This is a genomic window from Fusibacter sp. JL298sf-3 (genome assembly GCF_053842995.1).
Window position 1 is genome coordinate 2,734,005 of record NZ_CM132608.1, and the last position, 26,930, is coordinate 2,760,934.

General features: G+C 46.0%; 22 protein-coding genes and 1 other annotated feature. Of the genes, 16 read left to right on the forward strand and 6 right to left on the reverse strand.

Annotated elements, in window-relative coordinates; translation table 11 throughout:
• Nucleotides 1-23: 23 nt before the first annotated feature.
• Both ACR6HW_RS12925 and ACR6HW_RS12930 read left to right on the forward strand, forming a co-directional pair.
• Complete coding sequence (locus ACR6HW_RS12925) at nucleotides 24-1,343, forward strand: hypothetical protein (protein ID WP_455728140.1); 1,320 nt, start codon at nucleotides 24-26, stop codon at nucleotides 1,341-1,343.
• Between the two features lie 341 nt (nucleotides 1,344-1,684).
• Nucleotides 1,685-2,302 (forward strand): class I SAM-dependent methyltransferase, encoded by a 618-nt coding sequence (locus ACR6HW_RS12930; RefSeq protein WP_455728141.1) that lies wholly within the window; start codon nucleotides 1,685-1,687, stop codon nucleotides 2,300-2,302.
• 247 nt (nucleotides 2,303-2,549) lie between these two features.
• On the opposite strand, the gene ACR6HW_RS12935 is transcribed toward ACR6HW_RS12930, so the two are convergent.
• A complete protein-coding gene (locus tag ACR6HW_RS12935; protein WP_455728142.1) occupies nucleotides 2,550-4,322 on the reverse strand; it encodes a M3 family oligoendopeptidase in 1,773 nt (590 codons plus the stop codon).
• A gap of 372 nt (nucleotides 4,323-4,694) precedes the next feature.
• Entirely contained in the window at nucleotides 4,695-5,897 is a 1,203-nt protein-coding gene (locus ACR6HW_RS12940; RefSeq protein ID WP_455728143.1) for a sensor domain-containing diguanylate cyclase, read from the reverse strand.
• A 198-nt stretch (nucleotides 5,898-6,095) separates the two neighbouring features.
• On the opposite strand from ACR6HW_RS12940, the gene ACR6HW_RS12945 reads away from it, so the two are divergent.
• From ACR6HW_RS12945 to ACR6HW_RS12980, 8 genes are all read left to right on the forward strand, one after another.
• The gene (locus ACR6HW_RS12945) at nucleotides 6,096-6,536 is read left to right on the forward strand and encodes an NfeD family protein (RefSeq protein ID WP_455728144.1); all 441 of its coding nucleotides are present in this window, start codon (nucleotides 6,096-6,098) and stop codon (nucleotides 6,534-6,536) included.
• Between the two features lie 38 nt (nucleotides 6,537-6,574).
• Complete coding sequence (locus tag ACR6HW_RS12950) at nucleotides 6,575-7,543, forward strand: SPFH domain-containing protein (RefSeq protein ID WP_455728145.1); 969 nt, start codon at nucleotides 6,575-6,577, stop codon at nucleotides 7,541-7,543.
• Nucleotides 7,544-7,737: 194 nt separating this feature from the next.
• The gene (locus ACR6HW_RS12955) at nucleotides 7,738-8,115 is read left to right on the forward strand and encodes a DUF2089 domain-containing protein (protein WP_455728146.1); all 378 of its coding nucleotides are present in this window, start codon (nucleotides 7,738-7,740) and stop codon (nucleotides 8,113-8,115) included.
• The gene (locus ACR6HW_RS12960) at nucleotides 8,108-8,476 is read left to right on the forward strand and encodes an SHOCT-like domain-containing protein (RefSeq protein WP_455728147.1); all 369 of its coding nucleotides are present in this window, start codon (nucleotides 8,108-8,110) and stop codon (nucleotides 8,474-8,476) included. Before ACR6HW_RS12955 ends, ACR6HW_RS12960 begins: the two co-directional genes overlap by 8 nt.
• Before the next feature lie 10 nt (nucleotides 8,477-8,486).
• A complete protein-coding gene (locus tag ACR6HW_RS12965) occupies nucleotides 8,487-9,446 on the forward strand; it encodes a DUF4097 family beta strand repeat-containing protein (protein ID WP_455728148.1) in 960 nt (319 codons plus the stop codon).
• Nucleotides 9,447-9,451: 5 nt separating this feature from the next.
• Nucleotides 9,452-11,098: an ABC transporter ATP-binding protein gene (locus ACR6HW_RS12970; RefSeq protein ID WP_455728149.1), complete on the forward strand. Its 1,647-nt coding sequence runs from the start codon at nucleotides 9,452-9,454 to the stop codon at nucleotides 11,096-11,098.
• A complete protein-coding gene (locus ACR6HW_RS12975; RefSeq protein ID WP_455728150.1) occupies nucleotides 11,095-12,714 on the forward strand; it encodes an ABC transporter ATP-binding protein in 1,620 nt (539 codons plus the stop codon). The genes ACR6HW_RS12970 and ACR6HW_RS12975 overlap by 4 nt, the downstream gene beginning before the upstream one ends.
• 148 nt (nucleotides 12,715-12,862) lie before the next feature.
• Entirely contained in the window at nucleotides 12,863-13,963 is a 1,101-nt protein-coding gene (locus ACR6HW_RS12980; protein WP_455728151.1) for an FAD:protein FMN transferase, read from the forward strand.
• A gap of 96 nt (nucleotides 13,964-14,059) precedes the next feature.
• On the opposite strand, the gene ACR6HW_RS12985 is transcribed toward ACR6HW_RS12980, so the two are convergent.
• The 3 genes from ACR6HW_RS12985 to ACR6HW_RS12995 all read right to left on the reverse strand — a co-directional run bounded on the left by ACR6HW_RS12985 (nucleotide 14,060) and on the right by ACR6HW_RS12995 (nucleotide 15,701).
• Entirely contained in the window at nucleotides 14,060-14,998 is a 939-nt protein-coding gene (locus ACR6HW_RS12985) for an FMN-binding protein (protein ID WP_455728152.1), read from the reverse strand.
• Nucleotides 14,999-15,140: 142 nt separating this feature from the next.
• Nucleotides 15,141-15,461 carry a YbjQ family protein gene (locus ACR6HW_RS12990; RefSeq protein ID WP_455728153.1) on the reverse strand — a complete coding sequence of 107 codons (321 nt, stop codon included), beginning with the start codon at nucleotides 15,459-15,461 and terminating at the stop codon, nucleotides 15,141-15,143.
• A gap of 12 nt (nucleotides 15,462-15,473) precedes the next feature.
• Entirely contained in the window at nucleotides 15,474-15,701 is a 228-nt protein-coding gene (locus ACR6HW_RS12995) for a hypothetical protein (RefSeq protein WP_455728154.1), read from the reverse strand.
• A 170-nt stretch (nucleotides 15,702-15,871) separates the two neighbouring features.
• Nucleotides 15,872-16,100, forward strand: a binding site (T-box leader).
• Nucleotides 16,101-16,165: 65 nt separating this feature from the next.
• Here ACR6HW_RS12995 and ACR6HW_RS13000 point away from each other — a divergent pair.
• From ACR6HW_RS13000 to arcC, 5 genes are all read left to right on the forward strand, one after another.
• Nucleotides 16,166-17,326, forward strand: coding sequence for a dicarboxylate/amino acid:cation symporter (locus tag ACR6HW_RS13000; RefSeq protein WP_455728155.1), 1,161 nt, complete (start codon nucleotides 16,166-16,168; stop codon nucleotides 17,324-17,326).
• A gap of 368 nt (nucleotides 17,327-17,694) precedes the next feature.
• Nucleotides 17,695-17,970, forward strand: a complete 276-nt coding sequence (locus tag ACR6HW_RS13005) for a Veg family protein (RefSeq protein ID WP_455728156.1) — start codon at nucleotides 17,695-17,697, stop codon at nucleotides 17,968-17,970.
• Nucleotides 17,971-18,254: 284 nt separating this feature from the next.
• Nucleotides 18,255-19,490 carry an arginine deiminase gene (gene arcA, locus ACR6HW_RS13010; protein WP_455728157.1) on the forward strand — a complete coding sequence of 412 codons (1,236 nt, stop codon included), beginning with the start codon at nucleotides 18,255-18,257 and terminating at the stop codon, nucleotides 19,488-19,490.
• 139 nt (nucleotides 19,491-19,629) lie between these two features.
• Nucleotides 19,630-20,622, forward strand: coding sequence for an ornithine carbamoyltransferase (gene argF, locus ACR6HW_RS13015; RefSeq protein WP_455728158.1), 993 nt, complete (start codon nucleotides 19,630-19,632; stop codon nucleotides 20,620-20,622).
• A 98-nt stretch (nucleotides 20,623-20,720) separates the two neighbouring features.
• The gene (arcC, locus tag ACR6HW_RS13020; RefSeq protein ID WP_455728159.1) at nucleotides 20,721-21,665 is read left to right on the forward strand and encodes a carbamate kinase; all 945 of its coding nucleotides are present in this window, start codon (nucleotides 20,721-20,723) and stop codon (nucleotides 21,663-21,665) included.
• Nucleotides 21,666-21,762: 97 nt separating this feature from the next.
• Here the strand turns inward: arcC and ACR6HW_RS13025 are convergent, their stop codons facing one another.
• On the reverse strand, nucleotides 21,763-22,971 hold the full coding sequence (locus tag ACR6HW_RS13025) for an FprA family A-type flavoprotein (RefSeq protein WP_455728160.1): 1,209 nt from the start codon (nucleotides 22,969-22,971) through the stop codon (nucleotides 21,763-21,765).
• A 383-nt stretch (nucleotides 22,972-23,354) separates the two neighbouring features.
• Between ACR6HW_RS13025 and nifJ the strand changes: the two genes are divergently transcribed.
• Nucleotides 23,355-26,891: a pyruvate:ferredoxin (flavodoxin) oxidoreductase gene (nifJ, locus tag ACR6HW_RS13030; RefSeq protein WP_455728161.1), complete on the forward strand. Its 3,537-nt coding sequence runs from the start codon at nucleotides 23,355-23,357 to the stop codon at nucleotides 26,889-26,891.
• Nucleotides 26,892-26,930 lie beyond the last annotated feature (39 nt).

The following is a 26,930-nucleotide window of genomic DNA, read 5'->3' on the forward strand; positions in this document are numbered from 1 at the left end:
ATTAAATCGACAAGGACAATTTTATGAGTGATAAGAATTTAACCCGCCAAGGCACGGAGTCTTTGAACCAACTCCACAGTGTATTGGCCGAGACGACATATTTTATAAAACGACCGAAGACCCTTCAAGTTGAAGAAGCTTATGACGCTTGGTCGGTGCCGGCGCTCTGGGGTCTTGTAGACAACGGCGCGGAGAAGACGTGCCTCTTCTTTGTGACGCCTTCAAACGCGGTCGCTATCGACCTTTTAAAGCGTCTTGTAGATGCGACACTCCCTGTCAACCTGCTGATTCTTTCAACGGTTTTAACAGAATCTATATACAAAGAAGCGTATACGCTAAAACAGCTGAAGAATCACTTGGCGCAGCGTTTTAACTTGGCGCTTGTCACAGGTGTCGATTGCCGCGTAAGCGGCATGCTGGAAGAGGGCGATGTCGAAATCAATTCGGGCTTCACCGGTCAGCTTCAACCGTTTGTATTGGTGAAAGGCGATGTGTCCGCGGCGTACGAACCCTTTAGCGGTCTCAGCAGCTTGGGGATTCTCATGGAAGTGGTCAAGGCTATTGAGCTCAATACGGAAATGTGCGATCGCGCCTTTGGTCAAATGTCTGCACCGCCGACGTTCTTGGGACTTGGAGATATTCGTTGCCGTGAAGAGGCCGCCACGCCGCCATACGCGGCGGGGTATTTTAATTGGCCGTATTACACAGAGCACATCGGCGAGAAGTTCAACCAACTGAAGGCCCTTGTGATCTGGTCTGCTGAAGATGCCATTAACCAATACAATTATTCGTTCAACGAGTACTTGAGGAAACAGCGAAAGCCCAGCTATCAAAACTGTCAGGAGATTCCCGTTGAAGTGTTGCTGTACGAGGAGCTGATTGCTCAGTACAACGGCGTCTTCCCCATGAACACGGAATGTGCTCTAGAGGGGACTCTCGATATTGTAAAACACATGGTGGCGACACTGGAACGCAGCCATCCGGTCATTGTTATGGGGCTGTTGCCCACCGCGTATCCTTCACAAGACAACGATGCATTTTTTAGTGCCGTTTTGTTTAAAGTTCTAGAAGCTTTGGGAGAGAAAACCGGTGTACAATGGCGGCACCGCCATTACAGTAGAGTGCCGAGCGTCTTGAGTTTCTTCGACGGCAAGAGTCACCCGTCAGAGGTAATGCGTGTAAAAATGCCCCTTGAGCCCGACGGGCATTACATGAAGGCGCTTGAAGAAGAAGAGCAGTCGATGCCCTGTGTTCAGGTGACGTTTTCGGAGCGATATGGTGCTTCTGAAGCCGCTCCGACGTTTTTAGAGTATCTGATTAGAGAGATGATGACTCAGGAGTAAAGTCGTACTCGAGTCCCGTGGAGGGCGTTGGTGTCTGCAAACGGAGAAGGCACTCGTGTCGTGTAGCGTTGAGATTTAATTAAAAATGTCAGATAGTCTGTATCAGTGCAAGGCAAACTATCGACGACAATGCGGGACATTGTCGAGAGAGTTTAACGCCACAATGATGCAGAGTAGATGAGCAGTTTTTTAATTGTGAACGCTACAGTACACTAGATGCGATGATTTTGAGGCAGCTGCCTAAAGCATTTAGACCGCTCTTCCAGTGGTATTGTCGCGTATTCACATCAAGTCATAAGAGGATAGATTAAAATAAAGTTGATTCATAAGGGGAGCGTGTGATGTTAAACAGCAAGGGGTTTGATCTTTGGGCAGACGGTTATGACAAAAGCGTCAATATCAGTGAAGAGAGGGACGCTTATCCATTTGCGGGATACAAAAGCGTACTGGGGACAATCTATAGTACAATTATGCAGGAAAAGGGAAAACAGATTCTCGATGTCGGTTTCGGAACAGGTATCTTGACAAAAAGACTGTATGACGCCGGTTGCCTCGTCACGGGAATTGATTTCTCAGACCGAATGATAGAGATTGCAAAGTCGAAAATGCCCAGCGCAGATTTGTTCCAGCATGATTTCACAAAGGGGTTGCCTTGTTCTCTGTCTAACATAGAATTTGATTTTATAATTTGTACTTATGCAATCCACCATTTAAACACCCCTCAGAAGATATCATTTATTAGGCAGATGGTCGAGCACCTTTCTGCCAACGGTAAGGTCTTAATCGGCGATGTCGCGTTCAGTACAAACGTTGAAATGGAAGCCTGCAAAGTTAAAAGCGGCGACGCGTGGGATTCTGATGAGGTGTACCCGGTAGCTGAGATGCTTTATTCCGAATTTCCTAATATGGTGTTTGAGAAAATTGGTTTCTGCTCGGGAATTTTTACATTTACAAAATAAGTTCGTGTCCGTAGCTAATTTAAATTTGTTCGACTAAAATTATAATGAAAATTTAGGGCCTCGCCGTCTGTTGTAACGGTGAGGCCCTAAAAAAGCTTTTCTTCTGAATACGCTCTGAATTTGTTGTCAAACACCATTTTTCAAGTGTTTATCCACAGGGATTAAACGGTTCGTCAACAAGGTGTGTCTATTTAATCACAAGGAATGTGGATAACTCTGTGGACAATGTGGGCAAACGGGCGTTTGCTTATTTTAATAAAAGTTCATAGCGGGCGACTTCTTCTTTTATTTGATCCAATGACGCTTGCCAGAAGGCTTTTTGTGTCGGATCGATACCGACGCTCATGCAGACGTCTTGAATAGACATTTTCCCGGTGGCGTTGAGCAGCTGATCGTATTTCGGTAGGAAACTATCGCCTTCTTTTTCGTAGAGGGCGTAAAGACCTCTGGCAAATAAAAGACCGAAGGCATACGGGAAGTTGTAGAAGTTGCGCTGTGCGTAGTAGTAGTGCGTTTTATTGAGCCACATATACGGGTGCAGAACGTCTTCGTCGAGACAGTTGCCGTAAGCTTTCTTTTGAGCTTCCAGCATCAGCGTTTTGTACTCATCTGCAGAAAGCGGGTGGTCTTTGCGCGTTTCAAAGATAGCTGTTTCGAAGTAATAGCGCGACAGAATGTCCATAACCACTTGTGAAGCACCGCTGAGGCTGCTTTCTAAGATAGAGAGCTGCAGCGTGTCGTCGGCCCCTTTAAGTGCGGCATTGCGCACAATGGTCTCGCAGAAAATAGAAGCGGTTTCTGCCAGAGGCATTGGGTACGTCGTGTTGAGTAGGCTTTCACCTCTCAGGCAGTCTCCGTGGTAACCGTGACCGAGTTCATGTGCAAGTGTAAAGACGTTTTTAAGTTTTCCGGTAAAGTTGAGTAGGAAGCGACTCTCGCCAATAGGTGCGAGGTTAGAGCAGAAAGCACCACCGACTTTTCCGGCACGCGGCTCAAAATCGATCCACTCTTTATCGAAGGCTTTTTGAGCAAATGCCTGTAATTTTGGATTGAATGCACCGAAATGTTTCAGGACGAAATCGCGCGCCTGTTCGATGGTGAAGTCGGCATCGCCTGAAGAAACAGGGGCAAACAGGTCGTAAAACGGCATCGGGCCGTCGTGTCCCAAGAACTTGGCTTTTATGCCGACGTATTTTCTGAAAGTCGGAAGATTTTCCTCCATGGCTTCGATCATAGCGTCGAGTATGGCGCGGTCCATGCGGGAGTTGTAAAGGGTTTCAGCAAGTGGAGACTCAAAGCCTCTAGCCTCTGAAACGGTGAGCACTTCGCCTTTAATCCCATTGAGTGCTGCGGCAGAGACGTCTTCGTGTTTTTTGTAGGCTGCGAGTTCGGCTTCGTAAGCGGCCTTTCGCGTAGCGGGGTCTTTGGTAAACGCGAGGTTGCGGATGCTCATAATCGGCAGTGTCTCTTCTTTGCCGTCGATAACGACGGTACCGGTGAGTTCTGACGATACTTTTCTCTGAAGCGTCTCCCAAGCGACGGAACCTGTAAGTCTCAGTTTTGAGAGCAGAACTTCTTCCCCGGTGCTGAGCATGTAGCGGGTTTTGTCTTTTAAAGAGGTGAGGTAGAAGCGGTGTTCGTCGACGACGAGGTCTTTACCGAAGAGGTCGTCAAAAGCTTCTAGTTCTTTAAGCCAATTGTTAAAAGCGGTGGTTACTTTGGTCAAGCGACTGCCGGCGAGACCGACTTTATTGCTCAGTGTCAGCGCTTCTTGGTTTTTAGAGTTCACAGAAACCGACAGGCTTCCGAAAGCTCCGGCCTTTCTAATAAGAGAGAGGTCGCCCATGAGCTGGTCGAGGTAGAGACGGGTGGTTTCTACCGGCGTGTTGTGATGACATAAATGCGTTTCGATAAACGCGTCGTATTTTTCTTGAAGGTGCTCTAAGGTTTTAAGGTCGGCGGCCAAAGCCGGATCGTCAAACCCCGTGTAAAGTGAATCGAGTTGCCAAGTGGTTTTCATAACGCCTCCTTTAAAATGTTTAGTGCGACGAAATAACTTCATTTCATTATAGCATATTTTTGCGACAAAAGGGGACGGTTCTTTTGTGCCGGAAAACACTATAAATTTACATATTAACCAGTTTGGTGTTTGTGAAAACACAGCAATTGCAATGGTGGTGACTGAGACGCTCTCTGAGAAAAGGCGCGATAGTATCGTAAAGGGCATACCCGTGAGTTGTCAGTATATGTTTGACGACGGGAGATGCCAGTAGATGAAACGCTGTGTTTTCAGGGGCACTGACCCGATGGGAACGATAGGGCGGCACAAAAGAACCGTCCCCTTAAAACCAAAACAAAAAGCGCCCCTGAACCCAGGGGCGCTTTAAAAACGCTAGAGCGTACTTTGCTTGACCGCTTCTTTAAAAGCGTACATGCGCTCATCAGCTATTTTGACTAAGACGTCGTAAATCATGGAATCTTCAGGTGAAAAGGCCAGACCGTAGCTAAATGAGATGGGTATTTGATGTTGGTGGTACTGAACCGGACTGCCGTTAACGGTTTGATAGAGCTGATCCATCTTCAACTGTGCCGCCGCTTCGGACTTGTTGCGAAATAAGATGACGAACTCGTCGCCGCCGATTCGGGAAAAGACATCGGTGTCGCCGAGGGTGTTTATAACGCGGTCGGAAAAGGCGACGAGCAGTTGGTCGCCGGCGGCGTGCCCGTAAGTATCGTTGACCACTTTTAGGTTGTTTAAATCGCACAGAGCCAGTGCATACGATTCGAGATTTTCCAGTGTTCGGTGGCGCTGAGCCGCAAATATTTTTTCAAAATAGTCTCGGTTGACGGCGCCGGTCAGTCTGTCGTAGCGGTTGAAATGCAATGTTTCGTCGACGAGCTCTTTTTGTTTCAGCGCCATGCCGATTTGTTTGGCGAAAAAGTGAATGAGCTGTTCGTCTAGGGCGTCAAAGGCATTTGAGCGTTCGCTGTCGATGTTGAGAATGCCGATGATTTTACCGTCGATGAGGATGGGCGCCGAAAGCGCTTCTTTGACATTCATGCCGCCGGCGCGCTCGATGTTGGCGTTGACCGTCGGGTCGAGAAATTTCGAGTCGTGGTGACGAATGTCTTTGACGACTACAGGTTTGTCGATGTGGCCATTGGCATTTTTATAGAGAAAGGTCTCCTCGAGTAGAAAACTGACTGTTTTGAGCCCGTCGAGGTCATACCCGTGACACGCTTTAAACTCAAAGCGGTTGTTGAGCGGGTTGAGGATTAAAAAACTGCCTTTGTGACCGTTGGGAATGACCTCAATGGCTGCAGTTAAAATAAATTCGTAGTGGCCTTCTGCCTCTTCTATGTTCCAAAAAATACTGCCGACCTTTAGAAGGGTGTCCAGTGTGTGATTTTTGAAGGTGACGACGCGCTCCAGTTCGGTGAGGCGTGCGTGTCGGGCGGTGGTGATGTAGAGCAGAATCCATGCGAGTAAGGCGAGAAAAACTGCTGAGAGTGTCGTGGGGAGTTTTTCGTAGACGAAAGCGACGAGAAATGCAGCTAAAGTGATGAGTAGAATTTTGAACGGTTGTCGATGCATGAGGCTACTCCTTTATGGGTAATGACTGCGTCTAATGGCGTGTAAAATACAGGTTGTTTAAGCCGGTGTTAAGAGTTTTTTAATATTATTGGTGTATAGTTTAGATAAAGAGATCATTGGCTTGAAACTTATACTGTTATTATACACGAATGAAATGGTATAATAAAGTACAAGTCAAATGAAAGGAGGCGTTACAACGTGGATTATTCTATTATTCTATGGGCAGCATTAATTGTCGTTTTTACAATTGCTGAGGCGTTGACACTCGGATTGACTTCAATTTGGTTTGCAGTGGGTGCTCTTGCAGCGCTGATTGCCGCATCATTGGGGTTTGGCATCGTGGTTCAAATCGTCGTGTTCTTGGTGGTGGCGTTTATTTTATTGTTTTATACGCGACCGATTGCCAAGAAAGTGTTCAAAGTGGGGCAGAACAAGACCAATATTGACGCACTAATCGGAAAGACCGGCTTTGTCACCATGGCGATTGAAGTGCAGTCGCTTGGACAAGTGAAACTGGGTGGCCAAGTGTGGTCCGCCAAGGCACAGGGGCACGAAGCCATCGACGTTGGGGAAGAAGTCGAGGTACTTGCAATTGAAGGGGTGAAACTCATCGTCAAGAGGGCAAACGCAACAGCTTAAGCTGTTGACGATAAAATTATGAACAGGGAGGTTTTACTATGGGATTAGAAATTGGCGTTTTTGTAGCATTGGGCCTAGCGGCATTTGTTTTGATAGTCATCGTTTCCAACGTAAAAGTTGTTCCACAGTCCAATGGCTACGTTATTGAGCGTCTAGGGGCGTACTTAACAACTTGGGAGACTGGGCTGCACTTTAAGATTCCGCTAATCGATCGCGTGGCAAAGAAAGTGACACTCAAAGAACTCGTCGTCGACTTTCCACCGCAGCCGGTTATCACAAAAGACAACGTCACCATGAAGATCGACACCGTCGTCTACTATCAAATAACTGACGGTAAGCTTTACACTTACGGCGTGGCACAACCGATTGTGGCGATTGAAAACTTAACGGCTACAACGCTGAGAAACATCATCGGTCAATTGGAACTCGACGAAACGTTGACTTCCAGAGACCTAATCAACACGCAAATGAGAAGTATCCTAGACGAAGCGACTGACCCTTGGGGGATTAAAGTCAACCGCGTCGAGGTTAAAAACATCGTGCCGCCAAGAGATATTCAAGACGCAATGGAAAAACAAATGAGAGCAGAGCGTGAAAGACGTGAAGCCATCTTAAGAGCTGAAGGCGAAAAGCGTTCGGCAATCCTAACTGCTGAGGGCCGTAAGGAATCGGTTATCCTCGATGCAGAAGCGGATAAGCGCTCGGCGATTCTTAAGGCAGAGGCGAAGAAGGAAGCGCAGATTAGAGAAGCAGAAGGTCAGGCAGAGGCCATCTTGAAAGTCCAGAAAGCGACAGCTGAAGGTCTCGAAATGCTCAAGTCGGCAAACGCCGATCAAGCGGTCCTCATGCTCAAGAGCTTTGAAGCCCTTGAAAAAGTGGCGGACGGCAAAGCGACGAAACTCATCGTCCCTTCAGATCTTTCAAGTGCAGCCAATATGGTTGCCAGCGTGTCCGAAATAGCAGGCTTCGGCAAATCGGCGCCGGCTGACTCACCGCAAACTAAATAATATTAATATTCAAATTTAAAATTAAGCATCTTTTAAAAGAGATGCTTAATTTTTTTTATTCTGTAGTTAAACAAATTAATAGAGAATGGTTAGAAAATGATTAAAAAGTTCAGAATATTATTGACGATTAAGCCAAACTGCTTTATTGTTAAGATAACGTAAAAACCAACGCGTTTTAGAGAAAGGAAAGTCTAATGGAAAAGCCCGTTTTGGGACAATGTCCGGTATGTGATGAACGACTTCATGTTAAAAAACTTCAGTGTCAACATTGCAGAACGACGATTGAAGGCGACTTCGTTCTCGACAAGTTTACCTACCTCTCCAAAGAGGACAAGGCGTTTATTGAAATCTTTGTTAAGAACCGAGGCAACATAAAAGAAATTGAAAAGGAGATGGGGCTGTCTTATCCCACTGTCAGACGTAATTTAGAGCGCGTTATCAAAGCGCTGGGTTACAACACTGAAGAAGAAAAACCGCAGGTGGACAAACAGGCAGTCCTCGAACAACTTCAAAAAAAAGAGATTACTTCGGAAGAAGCCCTTAAATTATTGAAAGGAGAACGCTATGAGTAACGAAAAAAAGAAAATACTAAAGATGATTGAAGACGGTATTATTACAGCTGAGGAGGGCTTTAAGCTCTTGGAGGCGATTTCGGAAGAAGATGTACAAAAATCCCAATCCAAAGGGGGCGCGAAGTGGGTGCGCATTCAAGTGGTCGACGAGCGCACGGAGAAAAATGTAAACATTAAACTCCCTATAAGCGTTTTAAAGGTCGCCATTAAATTCGGGACGAAGTTCTCCATGAACATCGACGGTGTCAAAGCGGAGGATTATTACGACGCATTGATTAAAGCTATTGACGACGGCGTTATTGGAGAAGTGGTCAATGTAGAGACAGACGATGGCAACCACGTCTGCATCAGTTTGGAATAGGAGGCGCATGATGAGTCAAAGATTAGAGATTTTAAAGATGATTGAAGCCGGCGAAATTTCAGTTGAGAAGGGGTTAGAGCTCTTAGAGGCCGCAGATCAAACGGAAAAAATTGAAGAGGATTTGATGCGTAAAGAACGCCCACCGGTTTACGAGCGCTATGGCGACCAAGGGGAAGAGATGGACATCAAAGTATCGCTTATTAACAGCAAGCTCAATGTGGAGCGCTCCAATGTGAACGAAGTGACGGTTGAACTCTACGACAATCGGACGCGTGAGCTCATTCATCAGCCGGAGTGGCTGGAAATTCGAGAGGAAAAACAGACGCTCTATATTAAAGAGACTAAAAAAGGGACCATTATCAACCTCTTCGACATTTTTAAACCCGACAAAGAGTCGGTGGGCACGGCGTTTATCAATGTCAAACTGCCGAAGAACACTTTTTTATCCAATTGCAAGATACAGAGCATCTCCGGCAGTATCGGTTTAATCGGTCTCAAAGGCGATGCCATTTCCGCCACGACGGTTAGCGGCAAAGTACACGTGGCAGATATCCTCTGTGAAGAACTTAAACTCAAGTCTACATCGGGGAGTGTCATAGGCGAGCATGTTCAATCAAAAGTCGCCGATTTCGGTTCGACTTCCGGGAAAGTCAAAATTTCAGGGGAAAACGAGACGCTTCGGTTGAAATCGGTTTCCGGCAGCATTCACTACGTAGGGAACGAACAGCTTAAAGCGCTGACCGGCGGAACGGTTTCAGGTAAGGTAACGGTAATCGTTCCGACACCGGAACAGTACAACCTCGATATCTCTTCGCTGTCGGGACGCGTAGATACCAGCGGGTTTGCACCAGTGGACCGCGACATGTCCGGAAAGCGCAGAGTTTTGGTAGAGAACCGGTCGAAAGAAAATCAGATTAAACTTTCTTCCGTTTCAGGCAGTATTTTGTTAGATAGGATGACAAAGGAGTAACGTGTATGAAGACGTTGTTGATGAGTCGAAAAAAAGCTTTTAGCATTTATATTATCGCCTGTTTTATTCCAGTTGCATCGCAACTTATGGGGAACTTTGTCTTTGCCTATTTGCTGGGGGGCATTGAAAATGCCTCCCTGTCTTTCGCCTACCGCGGGATGGTCATCGGAATCGGCTTCGTCGTTTTGTCGACACTCATGTACATGACATCGAGATTTTTGAGAATCCGATTTATGCGCGATACGATTCTCGACGTGCGGCTGTCGGCATTTGATAAAATTCTCAAAATGGATTTTCACAACTTTTCGAAGAAATCAAAAGAAGTGTACATATCCAATTTGATCAACGACGTCAATCTCTTTGAAAAGAATTTCTTTCTCAAGTTGCTCAATGTCATTTTCTTAGGGGGCACTTACGCTTTTACCGTGTTGATTTTGCTCTTCTTGGATTTGAAATTCGGCCTCGTGGTATTTGGCTTGTCACTGGTGCTGTTTTACATCACCAAGTCTTTTGAAGGGAAGACTGTTGCCTTGCAACAAGACGTTTCTGACCTCAATGAAACATTTACAGTGGAGGTTTCCAATACGTTTAACGGGATGGAAATTCTAAAGCTCAACAGCATCGAGTCTATTTTCTTAGACAAAACCATGCGTTCAGTGGACCGTGTAGAGCGCCGTAAGCTCTATTACTCGGTGTTTACAGCGGGGCAACGCAGTCTCTCGATGATTATGGGCAGCTTCATTTTTATTGGTTTGCTCATTTACCTGCTTCTACAGGTGAGAAACGGTATGAGCATCGAGCAAATGGTGTTTATGCTCCAACTGGGAACTGGGTGTATTTGGCCGCTTCAAAATCTCGTGCCGACTTACAATGAGCTCAAATCGTCGGTAAACATCTACAATAAAATTACCGCTGCGCCGGAAGTTGAATCGGTACAAAAAGGTACGGTACCGTATCGATTTGAAAAAGCGATACAGGTTGAAGATCTGACGTACACTTACGATGATCGAACGGTACTCGACAAAATTTCCTTTACACTGGAAAAGGGCAAGAAGTATTTGTTGAAAGGCGAAAGTGGCTCGGGAAAGTCCACGCTTATTAAAATTTTGTCGAAGACCTACACCGACTACAAAGGCAGCGTGGCCATCGACGATGTGGATTTGCGCTCGACGGCAGATGAACACTTTAACCGACACGTGTCGTTTATCTATCAGGATGTCTTCTTATTTGAAGACACATTGGCCAACAACATCACGCTTTTCGGCGATGTCAATGAAGAAAAGCTGAAGTACGCCGTCTCGGTCTCCGGGTTAAACGACTTTGTCGAGCGCGATGCAGCAGGTTGTCATCAAATGCTTTTGGAAAACGGCAAGAACCTCTCCGGGGGCGAGCGCCAGCGCGTTTCTATCGCTAGGGCCGTTTACAAAGAAACCGATATTTTGTTTGCCGACGAAGCGACGTCAAGTTTAAACCACGAGTTGGGACTGGCCGTCGAGAAGGCGATTTTAGAACTGCCGTGTACGGTGGTTGCCGTATCGCACCGGTATTATGACGGCATTACCAATCAGTACGATTACGTGTTGGCCTTAAAAGACGGCGTTTTACACGTGACACCGGCTGAAGACTATTTTGAGAAGGAGCGTGTGGCATGAAGAAGGTGTTCTTAAAGCAAATTCCCAGACATTTTTATCTGCCGGTGCTCATGTTGTTGGTAATCGGTGGAGAAGCGTTGTTTTCCATTGCCCTTATGGAAGTGGTGGATACGGTGAAAGCCGTGGATATCGATGTCTTTGTCGACGCGTGTAAAAAGTTGATCGGCATTGCCGTCTTATTGTTGCCGCTGACGTTGCTTTTGGCGTATTCAAAAGGCGTCTTTGTAAAGGACAGCGTTATGGCGCTGAAAGCCCGCTATTTAAAAGGGGTATTTGAAAAGGACATTCACGCGTTTCACGGCACCAATACCGGCGACTACGTTTCCGGGATTACCAACGACATCCACATCATTGAAACGCAGTATATAGAAGGTCTTTACACGTTGATTTACGGTGGCCTCTCATTTGTGGCCAGCGTCGCAGTAATCGCTTATGTGAGCCCTTACATCCTCTTGGGCGGCGTCGTGTTCGGCGGATTGGTGGCGGTGCTCTCTATTATAATGGGCAAGCCGCTGAGAAAGCAGCAGGAAGCACGCAGTGAATTGCTCGACGGGTACACCGGGTTTATTAAAGAAGTGTTGAGTGCCTTTCACATTATTAAGGTTAACGCACTGGACGAAAAAGTCAAAAGCGATTTTTACAAAAAGAGCAAACACATCCAGGACCGCGGCTACGCCATCGACAAGATGGTGACCTATGTCTCTTCTTTTCAGCAAGTCATCTCCTTAGGCATATTGGTGGGCGTTATAATCTTCGCCATCTTCTTGAGCATTAAGGGGCAGTTGACATTTGGTGGCGTCATCTTAATTGTCAACAGCATGGAACGCATTATGCGCCCGCTTAACGAGGTGGGGGAATGGTTTCCTAAGATTACAGCGGCAAGCGGTCTGTTTAAGAAGCTCGAAGGCAAAATCCACGACGATGCCGTCGTGTGTGAATCCTTGGAGATGGCGCAATTCGAAGACAAAATCGAACTGGAAGATGTGGCCTTTGCCTATGAAGACAAGTCGGTTTTGGAACGGGTTGGCTTGACGATTGAAAAGGGTAAAAAATACTTGGTTGTCGGCCCAAGTGGCGGGGGCAAGTCCACAATGCTCAGAATTTTAAGGAAGTATTTTTCGCCGACCTCAGGGGTGGTGCGCATCGACGGCAAGCCGCTTGACCAGGTGAAAAAAACAGATTATTACAAGCTCATTGCCAATATTGAACAGCAGGTTTTTCTGTTTGAAGACACCTTGCGAAACAACTTGACACTCTACAAGGACATTTCCGATGAAGAATTGATGGCGGCACTTGAAAAGGCGGGCTTAAAAGGTTTTGTCGACACCCATTCCGAGGGACTGGATTACCGTATCTTTGAAAACGGCAAAAACCTTTCCGGCGGTGAACGCAGTCGGATTGCCATAGCGAGGGGGCTGCTCCAAAACGCCCAGATTCTCTACCTTGACGAAGCGTTTTCAAGCCTTGATGCAGCAGTGGCTTCAGAGATTGAAAAGACCCTTCTGGAACTGCCCGATATGACTGTGGTCAATGTGAGTCATGTTATCTTTGAACAGCGAAAAGCTCAGTACGACGCAGTGGTGCACGTGAACCGCACCGTCACTGTTGGCGCGTAGCGCTTTGGTATTTAAAAGCCGTTGTATCCCATCTCAATCAGATGGCGGCACAACGGCTTTTCGTCTGTTTTGCTCTCGAATCCAGATGCTTTTGTGTTATAATGTTTCATGGTAGTAATGACACATTTGAAAAAGAGGAGCAGATACGATGAAAAAAACCAACAGCGTCATTTTAATTTTGTGCGCGTTGCTTCTCGCTGTAGGTTGCGAGAAAGCTGAGAATAACGTTGAAACAGGAGACGTCATAAGAAGTGAATCCACGGTCAAAAAAGACCCTGAGAGCGGACAAGTGCTGACGACGCAGCAAAGCTATCAAATAGGGACCCAAGTGAGCATTGGTATCTATTCACAAGAGCAGGTACCGGACACTGTGTTTGACGAGTTGTTTGCCGCGGTAGACGGCTACGAGCAGACAATCAGTAAGAACATCGAGGGAACAGAAGTGGACCTCATTAATCAACAGGCGGGCATTGAGCCGGTGAAAGTATCCGAAGGCTTGTTTGAGTTGGTGACACAGTCCCTAGCGTATGCGAAGGCTTCCGATGGCCTTCTCGACGTGAGTATCGGCCCCGTGGTCAACCTTTGGGACATCGGAACAGATGACGCAAAAGTCCCGACGACAGAAGCACTAGAGGAGGCCGTATCCCATGTGGGGTATGAAAACATTGAACTGGACGCAGAAGCACAGACCGTATTCCTCAAAGAAAAAGGCATGGTGCTGGATTTAGGCGGCATTGCCAAAGGGTACATCGCCGATGAAGTGGCAGCGCTCATTCGTGCAAAAGGCTATGAACGCGCCATCTTAAATTTTGGCGGCAATGTGCTGGCGCTCTCGGATAAGCGACCTGGAACCCCTTGGGTCATCGGTGTGCGCAACCCGCTGGGCGAGGGCTTGGTCGGCACTGTGAAAATGGTGAATCAGGCAGCCATCAGCTCCGGCGTCTATGAGCGCTTCTTTATAGAGGACGGGGTGCGTTACCACCATATTCTCAACCCTGAAACCGGCTTCCCGGAGCAAAACGGCCTAGTCTCTGTGACCATAGTCACACCAATGGCCATAGACGGCGATGCCCTGTCGACGACGCTTTTTTTAATGGGACTCGACGACGCCCTCGCTTTTGCTGAAGAAGACGCGCGCTTTGAAGTTATACTGATTACAGACGACTACAAGCTCTACACTACCAAAGGCGTTGAAGAGGCCTTTGAACTTGAGAACGACGCCTACGAATGGATTAAATCCAGCCGGTAATTCGTTTGTTGCCTAAAAAGAAAGCCCTTGCAGTTTGCCTGCAAGGGCTTTTAATTCGTGTTTGTCTGTTGTTTGCAAAATCTGATTTTTTATTGACTATCTTAAAACAAGTGCTTCCTTTGCAAGTTCAACAAAGTCACCAACGCTGATTGTTGCGCCTGTTACAGCATCTGTTTTACCTTCATCATTCAGCACGATTGCATCAACATCTTGAGTTTCGATTAAGAAGTTTTCAACTGCAGCTGCTTGTTCATGCCAAGGTGCAGAAGCGTTGCCGTTTTCTACCATGCCGTACTCGCCATCGATAGAAGCCGTCTTCTTGTCTTTTTCCATACCTTCTTTAACGCCGTTCCAGTTAGCTGCAACGATGTTACCGTTGATTACTGTGAAAGAAGCTGTTGATTTCCATCCTGAGCTAGCTGCTTCGTCAGCTTCTACATAGTAGTTGCCGTCAGCGTACTTGCCAGCGCCTACAGGACCGTTTTCAAGCGCTTTGTTCACGAGGTCTACGAAAGTACCGACTTTGATTGTCGCGCCAGAGATTGCATCTGTGTGACCTTCTTCGTCAGTGATTGTGATTTTGTTCACATCTTGATTTTCAACTAAGAAAGCTTCAACTGCAGCCGCTTGCTCGTGCCACTCAGCGATTGCTTTACCTTTTTCTACCATGCCGTATTCGCCATCAGCAGAAACTGTTTTTTTGTCTTTACCCGCATCTTTGTGCGCGCCGTTCCAATCTACAGTTGCGATTTTACCGTCTTTAACTTCTAAAGTTAAAACGTACTTCCATCCTGAATCGCTGAACGCGTCTTCAGAAGCGAAGTAGATGCCGTCTGTAAGTTCGGCACCAGCTTCATCGCCAGTTTCGTCGCCAGTTGTATCGTCTTCTTTGTCAGCTGGCTCCTCATCTTTGTCTGCAGGTGCTTCAACATCTGGTGTATCAGGTGTCTCTGCTGGATCCTCAGTCTTACCACATCCAATAAATAAGCTACCTACTAATGTTAAAATTAGCATTAACCCTATTAATTTCTTCATAATTAATATCCTCCTCAATTGTTGCAAACAACCTACACGTATTATACCCAAAAAACAAAAAAAACACAAATGATATTTGTACATTGTAATAAAGCAAATTAAAAAAAGAAGCCCAATCTATGACGGGCTTCTTTAAAAGCGACTATTCCGATTCCAGAACCACAGCGGTGCCGTAGGCCAAAATTTCTGCGGCGCCCTGCATGACGTTTGAGGTCGAGTAGCGAATATTGACCACGGCGTTGGCGCCGAGCATTTCTGCTTCGTCAATCATTTGCTTTGTCGCAATTTGACGCGCTTCTGTAAGCATTTCGGAGTACTCTTTCATTTCGCCGCCGACAAGGTGTCTAAAGGCAGACGAGATGTCCTTTCCGATGTGCTTGGCGCGGATGGTGCTACCGCGAACCAACCCCAGCGTCTTTTCAATTTTTTTCCCGGGAACTTCCGGTGTGTTAACCAGTAACATAAGCGCCTCCTTTTACAAATCTTTGTAGTCGTCGCGATCCTTCTCCTCCAGTTTCGCGTCTTTGTAACGGTCGACAATTAAAGCGATAATCGACAAGATGCCGGCAATTAACATACCGAGAGACGCAATGTTGATAATCAGCGGAATATAGACGGCGCTCTCTATAAAGACGGTTAAAAAGCCGACGACGATAATGCAGGCGAGAAAGAAAACAAACAAGAAGCTCGACAATTTAATCATGAGAAAGCCTCCTTTCGATGTCTATCGTACTCTATAGTCTTATTGTACCAAAGTTTAAGACTTTTGAATCTTAAGAAAGCATTAAACTGATTGTAAATATTACAAAAAAGCATTAGAAATAATGTTGACATAACCATAAAGCCTATGCTATCATGAGCCATAATCCAAAACAAAAGGCGACGAAAGAGGAAAGTAGTTTGCGGTGACGTTGTAGAGAGAGGGTGATGGTGGAAATCCCTTACGAAGCAGTGAACGAAGTGCCCTCTCGAGCTGTGCACCGAATGACGAGTAGGCTGCAACGGGATCTCCCGTTATAGAGATAGGGTATGCCGGCACCTGAACAAAGTGGATGCGATGCATCAAATAGAGTGGAACCGCGGAGTTAACTTCGTCTCTATCGATAGATAGAGGTGGGGTTTTTTTGTGTTTAAAATTTTAGGAAAAATAAGAACAGGGGTGATTGTATGTTAAAAAAAGTGGGGTTAATCCCCAAGCTTCTCATTGGAATCGTGCTCGGATTTGCTGTAGGACAACTGGCACCGCATAATGTTGTGGCCTTTTTCGGTACGGCGAAATCTATTTTAGGATCTATTGTATTCTTTGTTGTGCCGTTGGTTATCTTGGGGTTTGTGACACCGGCGATAACAGGACTTAAGAACAACGCAAGCAAGATGCTTGGCGCCTTTTTGTCCATGTCGTATCTTTCGGCTGTGGGGGCATCGATCTTTGCGGCAGTGATGGGGTATTTAATTGTCCCTAAGCTCGGGATTCACGGCGAGGCGTCGACACTTCTCGAAGCGCCGAAGTTTGATTTTACATTGGCTATTGAACCGGTAATGCCTGTAATGACGGCACTCATCTTAGCTATTTTTATCGGTCTCACGGTCATCTGGACGGACGCGCGCCGAGTAGAGGCGCTGTTAAATGAAGGGCAGCAGATGATTATGGCACTTGTAAACAAGGTGATCATTCCGATTTTGCCCGTTTACATCTTTTCGACTTTTGTCGGCCTTTCGTACACGGGAATTTTTACGGAACAGTTGCCGACATTCTTTAAAATGATTGTTCTGGCACTGGTGGGACACGCTATTTGGCTGACGGTGCTTTACAGTGTGGCGGGGATTGTCTCAGGTGTCAATCCGCTGAAAGTCGTGAGACACTACTTGCCCGCTTATTTGACGGCTATGGGAACGATGTCCAGCGCCGCGACGTTGCCAGTTGCCATCCAGTGTGCAAAGAAATCGGAAGTGCTTCCGGATGAAGTCGTGGACTTTGCCATTCCTTTGGGGGCGACGACACACCTCTCGGGGTCTGTGCTCACAGAGACGTTTTTTTGTATGACCATTGCGCAGATGCTCTACGGTCAGATGCCTTCAATTGGTGCGGTGGTAACGTTTGCCTTTTTATTCGGCATATTTGCCATTGGGGCTCCCGGAGTTCCCGGCGGTACAGTGATGGCGTCGCTGGCCATTGTTTTCAGCGTGTTGGGCTTTGATGAGACAGGCGTCGGTCTTCTAATTGCTGTATTTGCCATTCAGGACAGTTTCGGAACAGCAGCCAATATCACAGGCGACGGTGCGTTAGCTTTAATGCTCAAGGGCTTGTTTTATAGGAAAACGACGTAGGAAATCGTTACAGAGCTGGGCCCTTATAAAAAGGTCCAGCTTTTCTAATGGCTTTAGTAGGGTCTCGTTGAGATTTAATTAAAAATACAGGGGCGTGTCGAGGGCGTTTAACGCCGCAATGATGCGGTGTAAATGAGGAGACATTTCCTGAGAACGATGAAAAGACGGCTGTATTGAGCCCCCATAATGCCCGTAAAGCCGCTCATTTAGCGCTTTTTTATATTACATTATGATGACAAGTTTGAAAAAAGTGTTGAAAGATTGGAAAACCAGTATTGACATCTGTTGAGAATGGTTGTATAATAATTGACTTTTTTGATTATTTGTGTTATGGTTTTTGTAGTATGTGTAAAGGATGGTGGTATATTTTGGCGACAAGACAGACGTTAGATGGCATTAAAAGTAATGTAATGGCGTGTTTGGGCAAGAAGGTCATCCTAAAAACCGATAAGGGAAAGCGTAAGGCTAAAGTGAGTGAAGGTGTAATCGAGAAAGCTTTTCCAAGTGTTTTTACAGTAAGAGTCGATCAGGGACAGGATTCAGAAAGAACTGTATCGTACAGCTATTCAGACATTTTAACCGAAACTGTAGAAGTTACATTATTTGGAAACAAAGAACTGAAGGAATTAAAGGAGATCTCTTAAAAATAAGGTGTAGACCTTATTTTTTTTTATGAAAATTTATAAATATTTATACATGAGATAGGGATTTTGGGGGAGATGACAGCAGGTATACTGTGCGTTTACATAAAATAACATTATATTCAGCGGATGAATATACAGAAATTTCACTACAAAACACAGCTCTTGAAAGGCGCTTAAATTCAAAGGCTTGATAAATATTTGCTTTTGATGATATACTGAAATGGTGAAAGACAAAATGAATAAAATTACAAAATATGTAATTAAAATAAGAAAGAGGTGCAATCATGAGTCTTAGTGGTTTAAATGTCTATTCGGAGATTGGCCGGCTGAAGAAAGTGTTGCTTCATCGACCGGGAGCCGAAATTGAAAATTTAACACCAGATTTAATGGAACGCTTGTTGTTCGACGACATTCCGTACTTAGAAGTGGCACGTCAAGAACACGATGCCTTTGCAAAAGTGTTCAGAGACAACGGGGTTGAAGTTTTTTATCTGGAAGACCTCGTTGCAGAGGCGCTTGAGAAACCGGAGATTAAAGGACAATTTATCGCTCAATTTTTAGAAGAAGCGGGGATTAAAAACCCACAGCACTTGGAGCAACTTACGGCTTATTTCGAAGCTTTTGAAAAGAATCGCGATATGGTGGATAAAATGATGGCGGGGGTTAGGAGAGAAGAGGTCAAACTTTCTGAAGGGCGCTCGCTCTCTGAGAGACTGGGACAATCTTATCCGTTTGTTATCGATCCGCTACCGAATCTTTACTTCACGAGGGATCCGTTTGCAAGCATCGGGCGCGGCGCTTCAGTAAATAAGATGCGTACTGTGACACGTTGCAGAGAGACGATTTTTGCGGATTACGTGCTCAAGTACCATCCGGAGTTCGCATCTACAGAAATTCCTTTCTATTATAATAGAGATGAAGCTTTTGCTATTGAAGGCGGCGATATGCTCGTTTTAAGCGATAAAGTCATCGGCATCGGTATCTCCGAGCGCACCGACGCCGAAGCGGTGGAAAAGTTCGCCGAGAATCTGTTTAAAACCGATGAGTCTTTTACCACTGTTCTCGCCTTCGACATTCCTAAGGTTAGAGCGTTTATGCACCTCGATACCGTCTTTACAATGGTGGACAAAGGCGTGTTTACCATCCATCCAGAAATCGAAGGACCACTGTCTGTATACGCGTTAAACAAAACTGATGCTTCCGGCGCCTATACGATTGAAAAAGAAGAAGGGGAACTGGAGGCCATATTGGCAAGACATCTCGAATGTGAGAGGGTTAAGCTGATTCGCTGTGGCGGTACGTCTTCTATAGACGCAGGCAGAGAGCAGTGGAACGACGGCTCCAACACGCTGGCCATTGCGCCTGGAGAAGTTATTGTCTATTCGAGAAACCACGTGACGAACAAGTTGCTCGAAGCGGCGGGGATAAAGCTTCACGTCATCCCATCTTCAGAACTCTCAAGAGGACGAGGTGGCCCGAGATGTATGTCGATGCCGCTTGAAAGAGAAGCCTTAAAATAGGTTTTTAAAACAGCTATTGAGCGCAATGCTTTAATAGCATGGTACGCACTAAAGGCCCAATTAGGTGATTAAGGCGAATGGTCTTTGTGCACGGCCATGTCATAAATAAACTGCAACTATTTTGAAGGAGGAACGAAACATGCCTGTTAATTTAAGAGGAAGACACTTGTTAACTTTAAAAGATTTCACACCGGAAGAGATCACTTACTTGCTCAAACTTTCAAAAGAACTTAAAGCGAAAAAGAGAGCGGGCGTAAAAGGCACTTTGTTAGAGAGAAGAAATATTTGCTTGTTGTTTGAAAAAACGTCTACGAGAACGCGTTGCGCATTTGAAGTAGCTGCTTATGACGAGGGGGCCAACGTCACATTCCTCACCAACAGCCAAATGGGTAAAAAAGAGAGCATCGAAGATACGGCAAAAGTGCTCGGTCGCTACTACGACGGCATCGAGTTCAGAGGCTTTAAACAAAGCACTGTCGACGCGCTCGCAAAACATGCCGGTGTACCGGTATGGAACGGCCTGACAGATTTGTACCATCCGACTCAAATTTTAGCTGACTTTTTAACGGTTATGGAACATGTCCACAAGCCGATGAACAAAGTGAAGTTCGTTTACGTCGGCGATGCGCGAAACAACATGGGCAACTCCCTTATGATTGGTGCAGCTAAGATGGGCATGCATTTCGTCGCCCTTGCGCCAAAATCGCTTTGGCCGTCTGAAGAGCTTGTTGAAGAAATGAATGCTGTCGCAAAAGAAACAGGCGCTGTTATTGAACTCTCTGACGACATAGCCTCTGTAGACGGTGCCGACGTCCTCTACACCGACGTTTGGGTGTCTATGGGTGAAGAGCATATGTTCGAAGAGCGCATCAACTTATTAAAACCTTACCAAGTCAATATGGATATGGTGAAGAAGACCAACAATCCGGATGTCATTTTCATGCACTGTCTGCCTGCTTTCCACGATGTGATGACTGAAATCGGCTTAGACATTCAAGAAAAATTCGGCATTTCAGAGATGGAAGTATCGGACGAAGTCTTTAGAAGCAAGCATTCTGTAGCATTTGATGAAGCGGAAAATAGAATGCATACCATTAAAGCGGTTATGGTAGCCACTATCGGCAACTTGTAATCACTTTTAAAGACAGAGCGTCCTCGCAGTTGCCACTCGAGGGCGCTTTGCGATTTTTATGCGGCGACGCAATACTAAGATTTGGGAGGGTGAAGTGTATGAAAGATAAGATTGTGGTTGCCCTGGGCGGCAACGCATTGGGTAAAACGCCAAAAGAGCAGCTGGCGCTTGTTAAAAACACGGCGAAGCCGATTGTCGATTTAATTGAAGCCGGTCATGAAGTCGTGCTGGCACACGGTAACGGGCCCCAAGTTGGGATGATCAACCTCGCCATGGCGACGTCTGCCGCTTCTACAGCGGGGACGCCGGAAATGCCGTTCCCTGAATGCGGTGCAATGAGCCAAGGTTACATTGGGTATCATCTTCAAAACGCTATTCGCGAAGAATTGCTTTCCAGAGGAATGAAGACGCCTGTTGCCACTGTGGTTACACAAGTAATCGTAGACAAAGAAGACCCGGCGTTTGAGCATCCGACAAAGCCTATTGGCGCGTTCTATTCTAAAGAAGAAGCAGAGCGTCTGATAAGTGAAAAGGGCTATGTCATGGTGGAAGATGCCGGTCGTGGTTACAGACGCGTCGTGGCGTCGCCTAAGCCGATTGATGTGGCTGAAAAGCAGACCGTGGCGGCACTTGTCGAAAAGGGCCACGTGGTAATTACTGTTGGCGGTGGCGGTATTCCAGTGTACGAAGACGGTCATGCGCTCATCGGAGTGCCGGCGGTTATCGACAAGGACTTTGCCTCTGCTAAAATTGCGGAAATTTTAGACGCCGACTACCTCATCATCCTCACTGCGGTAGAGAAAGTAGCGGTAAATTTCGGTAAGCCGGAAGAAAAGTGGCTTTCGGATCTTTCAATCGATCAAGCACGTGCTTACATTGAAGAAGGACACTTTGCGCCGGGCAGTATGTTGCCAAAAGTTGAAGCGGCGATGCAGTTTGCCGCGTCTAAGCCGGGAAGAAAAGCACTGATTACGTCGCTTGAAAAGGCGAAAGAGGGCATTGAAGGCAAGACGGGCACTGTTATTGTACAAAGCGCGCGCTAAACCGCCAGCGCTTTTGCAGCGATACACATAAAAATAAGGGACTGTTTTCAAGGCGATGACATCATCGCTATGAAACAGTCCCTTTTTAGGTGCCGTGCTACGCCTCTTCAGGGTAGAGGGCGTTGAGTTTTGTAGAAATTTCTTCTCCAAGTGCTTTAAGTGCTTCAAACTCCGCGTCTTTAGGAGAATAAGTGGCTTCAATTGAAGGGCCAATTTTTTCCCAACCGATGTCCTCGACGAAGGCTTCGATGCCCGAAACGCCGCCACCGGACCAAGATTTGTTGCCGAACACAGAAATCAGTCGGTCTTTAAGTCCCGAGTTGCTCAATTTTGCCAATACGGTTTCGACAGAAGAGAACACCTTGGTGTTGTACGCACATGAACCGATGACAACAGACTTGTATTTCCATATTTCACTGAGAATATAGGAGTTGTGTGTTTTAGAGGCGTCGAAAACTTTGACGTTTTTGATGCCGTTTTCGGCGATAATACGTGCGAGGTAGTCCGCCATTTTCGCAGTGTTGCCGTACATGGAGCCGTAGACGATTACCACGCCTTTTTCAGCTTCAAATCGAGACCACTTGTCGTAGAGTTCGACGATTTTGCCCGGATTTGAACGCCAAACTGGCCCGTGTGTCGGTGCAATCATCTGAATGTCCAAGCCGCCGAGCTTCTTTAAGCTTCTTTGAACCATCGGGCTGTATTTGGCCACGATGTTGGAATAATAGCGGCGCGTTTCGTCTTCATAGAACTCGTAGTTGATTTCATCGTCGAAGATACCGCCGTCGAGTGCGCCAAATCCGCCAAAGGCGTCCATTGAGAAGAGAATTTTACTCGTCTCGTCGTACGTCATCATCGTTTCAGGCCAGTGAACCATCGGCGTCATATAAAAAGTGAGTTTGTGATGACCGAGGTCGATGGAATCGCCTTCGCCCACTTCGTAAAAGTTTTTATTGATGCCATAGAACCCTTCGATGAAAGGAAATGTTTTTTTGTTGCCGACGATTTGCATGTCGGGGTAAGCGCCAAGCAGCGCGATCATAGAACCAGAGTGGTCGGGCTCCATGTGGTTGACGATTAAGTAATCCACTGGGCGATCGCCGATGATCTCTTTGATTTTTTCAAGATACTCAGTCGTTTTGTTGAACTTAACGGTATCCAAAATAGCAACTTTTTCATCGTTGATAATGTAGGAGTTGTACGCAACACCTTTTTCCAGTGGCCAATAATTTTCAAACAAAGTCGTTTCGCGGTCGTTGACCCCAATCCAATGCACTTTGTCTTTGATACTCAGTCTACAATTCATGTAATGTCCTCTCCTTATCAAATGTTTGCGCCAAAAACGCTTAAATTAGCATACATTATACTTTATTTTACCCCATTTAAAGACAAAAAAATACATCAAATTCGTAATAAATAAAGATTTTCAGAATTCATTAACAAAAAGCAGTGTTGTTATTGTATACAAAATACAAATATGCTATAATGCTAACGTGTCCAATTTAAAAAGGGTTCGGTTTACATTGTTTTGAATCTCTTATATAATGAAGAAGGACACGATTGGGTGAGTGACCTAAAGACTTTGTATTTTATTTAACGAAATAGTAATGCGAGTCAGAAAACAGTGTTGTATGGCGAATACGATATTGTTCTTGTAATCAATGATGATTAAAAGGAGGCTATTTTAAAATGGGTAAAAGAGTTATGAAAACCATGGATGGCAACACGGCTGCTGCTTATGTGTCATACGCATTTACAGACGTTGCCGCAATCTATCCGATTACCCCATCATCAAACATGGCGGAAGTAGTTGATGCATGGGCTGCCAATGGCAAAAAAAATATTTTCGGTCAACCTGTATTAGTTTCTGAGCTTCAATCAGAGGGTGGCGCAGCAGGTGCTGTTCACGGTTCACTTCAAGCCGGCGCATTGACGACGACGTTTACAGCGTCTCAAGGCTTGCTCCTTATGATCCCGAACATGTACAAAATCGCCGGCGAACTTTTACCAGGCGTCTTCCACGTCAGTGCGAGAGCGGTTGCATCACATGCGCTTTCAATTTTCGGCGATCATTCTGACGTCATGGCGACGAGACAAACGGGCTTTGCAATGCTCGCTTCAGGTTCTGTTCAGGAAGTTATGGACCTCGGCGGCGTGGCACATTTATCTGCCATCAAAGCGCGCGTACCGTTTTTACATTTCTTCGACGGTTTCAGAACGTCTCATGAGATTCAAAAGATTGAAGTCATCGATTACGATGAGTTTGCAAAACTCGCAGACCATGAAGCGATTAAAGCGTTTAGAGCCAGTGCGCTTGCACCGAACCATCCTGTAACAAGAGGAACTGCTCAAAACCCAGATATCTTCTTCCAAGCAAGAGAAGCTTCGAACAATTTCTACAACGCTGTCCCTGAAATCGTTGTAAACTACATGAATGAAATCAATAAAATCACAGGCAGAGACTACAAGCCTTTCAACTACTACGGCGCAGAGGATGCAGAGCGCATTATCATCGCTATGGGTTCTGTGGTGGAAACTGCTGAAGAAACTATAGATTACTTGTTGGAGCGCGGCGAAAAAGTCGGTATGATCAAAGTCCGTCTTTACAGACCTTGGGTACCTCAATACTTCTTCGACGTATTGCCTTCAACTGTTAAAAGCATCGCCGTACTCGACAGAACAAAAGAACCGGGTTCTGATGGCGAGCCGCTCTACAAAGATGTTAGAGCGATGTTCTACAACAGAGAAGCGGCACCGGTGGTGGTCGGCGGTCGTTACGGCCTCGGCTCAAAAGACACCACACCGTCTCAAATCAAGCGCGTCTTTGACGAACTTAAAAAAGAGACACCTGCTAACGACTTCACTATCGGTATCAACGACGATGTAACCAATTTGTCTTTAGATGTGGAAGAAAACATCGTAGCAGAAACCAAAGGTACAATCAGATGTAAATTCTGGGGTCTTGGTTCTGACGGTACAGTTGGGGCGAACAAAAACGCCATTAAAATCATCGGTGACGAGACCGACATGTACGCTCAAGGTTATTTCTCATACGATTCTAAAAAATCCGGCGGTATCACGGTATCTCACTTGAGATTCGGTAAAAATCCAATTCGTTCAACGTACTTAATTGACGAAGCGGATTATGTAGCGTGCCACAACCAATCGTATGTGTACCAATACGACCTCTTAAAAGGGCTTAAAAAAGGCGGTCGCTTTGTCCTCAACTGCAAGTGGAATCAAGAAGAGGTAAGCGCCCTTCTTCCAGCAGCGATGAAGCGTTACCTCGCTAAAAACGAAATTGAATTCTACACCATCGACGCGACGAGCATCGCAGAAGAAATCGGTCTCGGCAATCGCATCAACATGATTATGCAAGCGGCATTCTTTAAACTCGCCGACGTCATCGACATCGACGATGCTGTTAAATACCTCAAAGACGCTATCGTAAAATCTTACGGCAGCAAAGGTGAGAAGATTGTTGCGCTCAACAACAAAGCGGTAGAGCTCGGCATTGAGAAACTCGTTAAGGTCGCTGTTCCAGCTGAGTGGGCAAATGCTGAAGAAGCAGTTGTTGAAGCCAAAGGTGAGCCGACGTTCATCAAAGACATCTTGAGACCGATTGCGGCTCAAAAAGGCGATGATCTTCCGGTAAGTACTTTCAAAGGTAGAGAAGACGGTACATTTGATGCCGGCAGTGCAGCCTTTGAAAAACGCGGTATTGCAGTTAACGTACCGGAATGGCAAATTGACAACTGTATTCAGTGTAACCAGTGTTCGTTTGTATGTCCACACGCTGCGATCCGTCCGTTCCTTCTCACTGAAGAAGAAGTGGCAAATGCACCGGAAGGCTTCAATACGAAAAAAGCTATGGGCAAGGGCTTAGAAGGTCTTGCTTATAAGATTCAAGTGTCTCCGTTTGACTGTACAGGTTGCGGTAACTGTGCTGACGTATGTCCTTCAAAAGTTAAAGCACTTGTTATGCAGCCAATTGAATCTCAAGCAGAAGTTCAATCTAAGAACTGGGATTACGCAGTAACATTACCGGTTAAAGACGATAAAATGCCACTTAGCACTGTAAAAGGTTCTCAATTTGCACAGCCGTTGTTCGAATTCTCAGGCGCTTGTGCAGGTTGTGGTGAAACGCCTTATATGAAAGCCGTCACACAATTGTTTGGCGATAGAATGATGATTGCCAATGCGACAGGTTGTTCTTCAATCTGGGGCGGTTCTGCACCATCTACACCATACACCAAAAACGCAGAAGGCAAAGGTCCGGCTTGGGCGAACTCGCTCTTTGAAGACAATGCCGAGTACGGATACGGTATGGCCATTGCAGTAAAAACCATCAGAGAGCAATTAAAAGAAAAGTTTGCTCAAGTTGCTTCAACCGGTGCTGACGACGCAGTTAAATCGGCGTTTGCCAACTGGATTGAAACGATGGAAGACGCCGATGCTTCTGAAAAAGCCTCTGAAGAAGTCCTTCGAATTGCAGAAAGCACAGAGACGTCAGATGAGACGTTAAAAGCGGTCTTCAAATTCGCTGTAGACAACAAAGACTACCTCGTGAAGCGTTCCGTATGGATCGTCGGTGGCGACGGCTGGGCTTATGATATCGGCTTCGGCGGTCTCGACCACGTCCTCGCTTCTGGTGAAAACGTCAACGTTCTCGTATTCGATACAGAAGTATACTCTAATACCGGTGGTCAGGCGTCAAAATCGACACCTGTTGCGGCGGTTGCAAAGTTTGCAGCTTCCGGTATGAAAGTTAAGAAAAAGGACCTCGGCATGATGGCAACCACTTACGGTTACGTTTACGTGGCACAAATTTCCATGGGTGCCAACCAGGCTCATGCACTTAAAGTCCTCCAAGAAGCAGAAGCGTACGACGGCCCGTCACTGATCATCTGCTACGCGCCATGTATCGCTCACGGTATCAAAACCGGTATGGGTACAACACAAAGAAGAATGAAAGAAGCCGTGACTTCTGGCTACTGGCATTTATGGCGTTTTGACCCTAGAGTGGAAGCGGAAGGCAAGAACCCGTTTGTTCTCGACTCAAAAGAGCCGACAGAGAGCTTCAGAGAGTTTATCATGGGTGAAACCCGTTATACCATGCTTCAAAAAGACTTCCCTGAAATTGCAAACGATTTGTTTGACGTTGCAGAGAAGCAAGCGAAACATCGCTATGAAGGTTATGTAAGATTGGCTAAAATGGAATACTAAAATAAACGGTTGACCATTTGTAAAGAGCGAGGCGCAAGC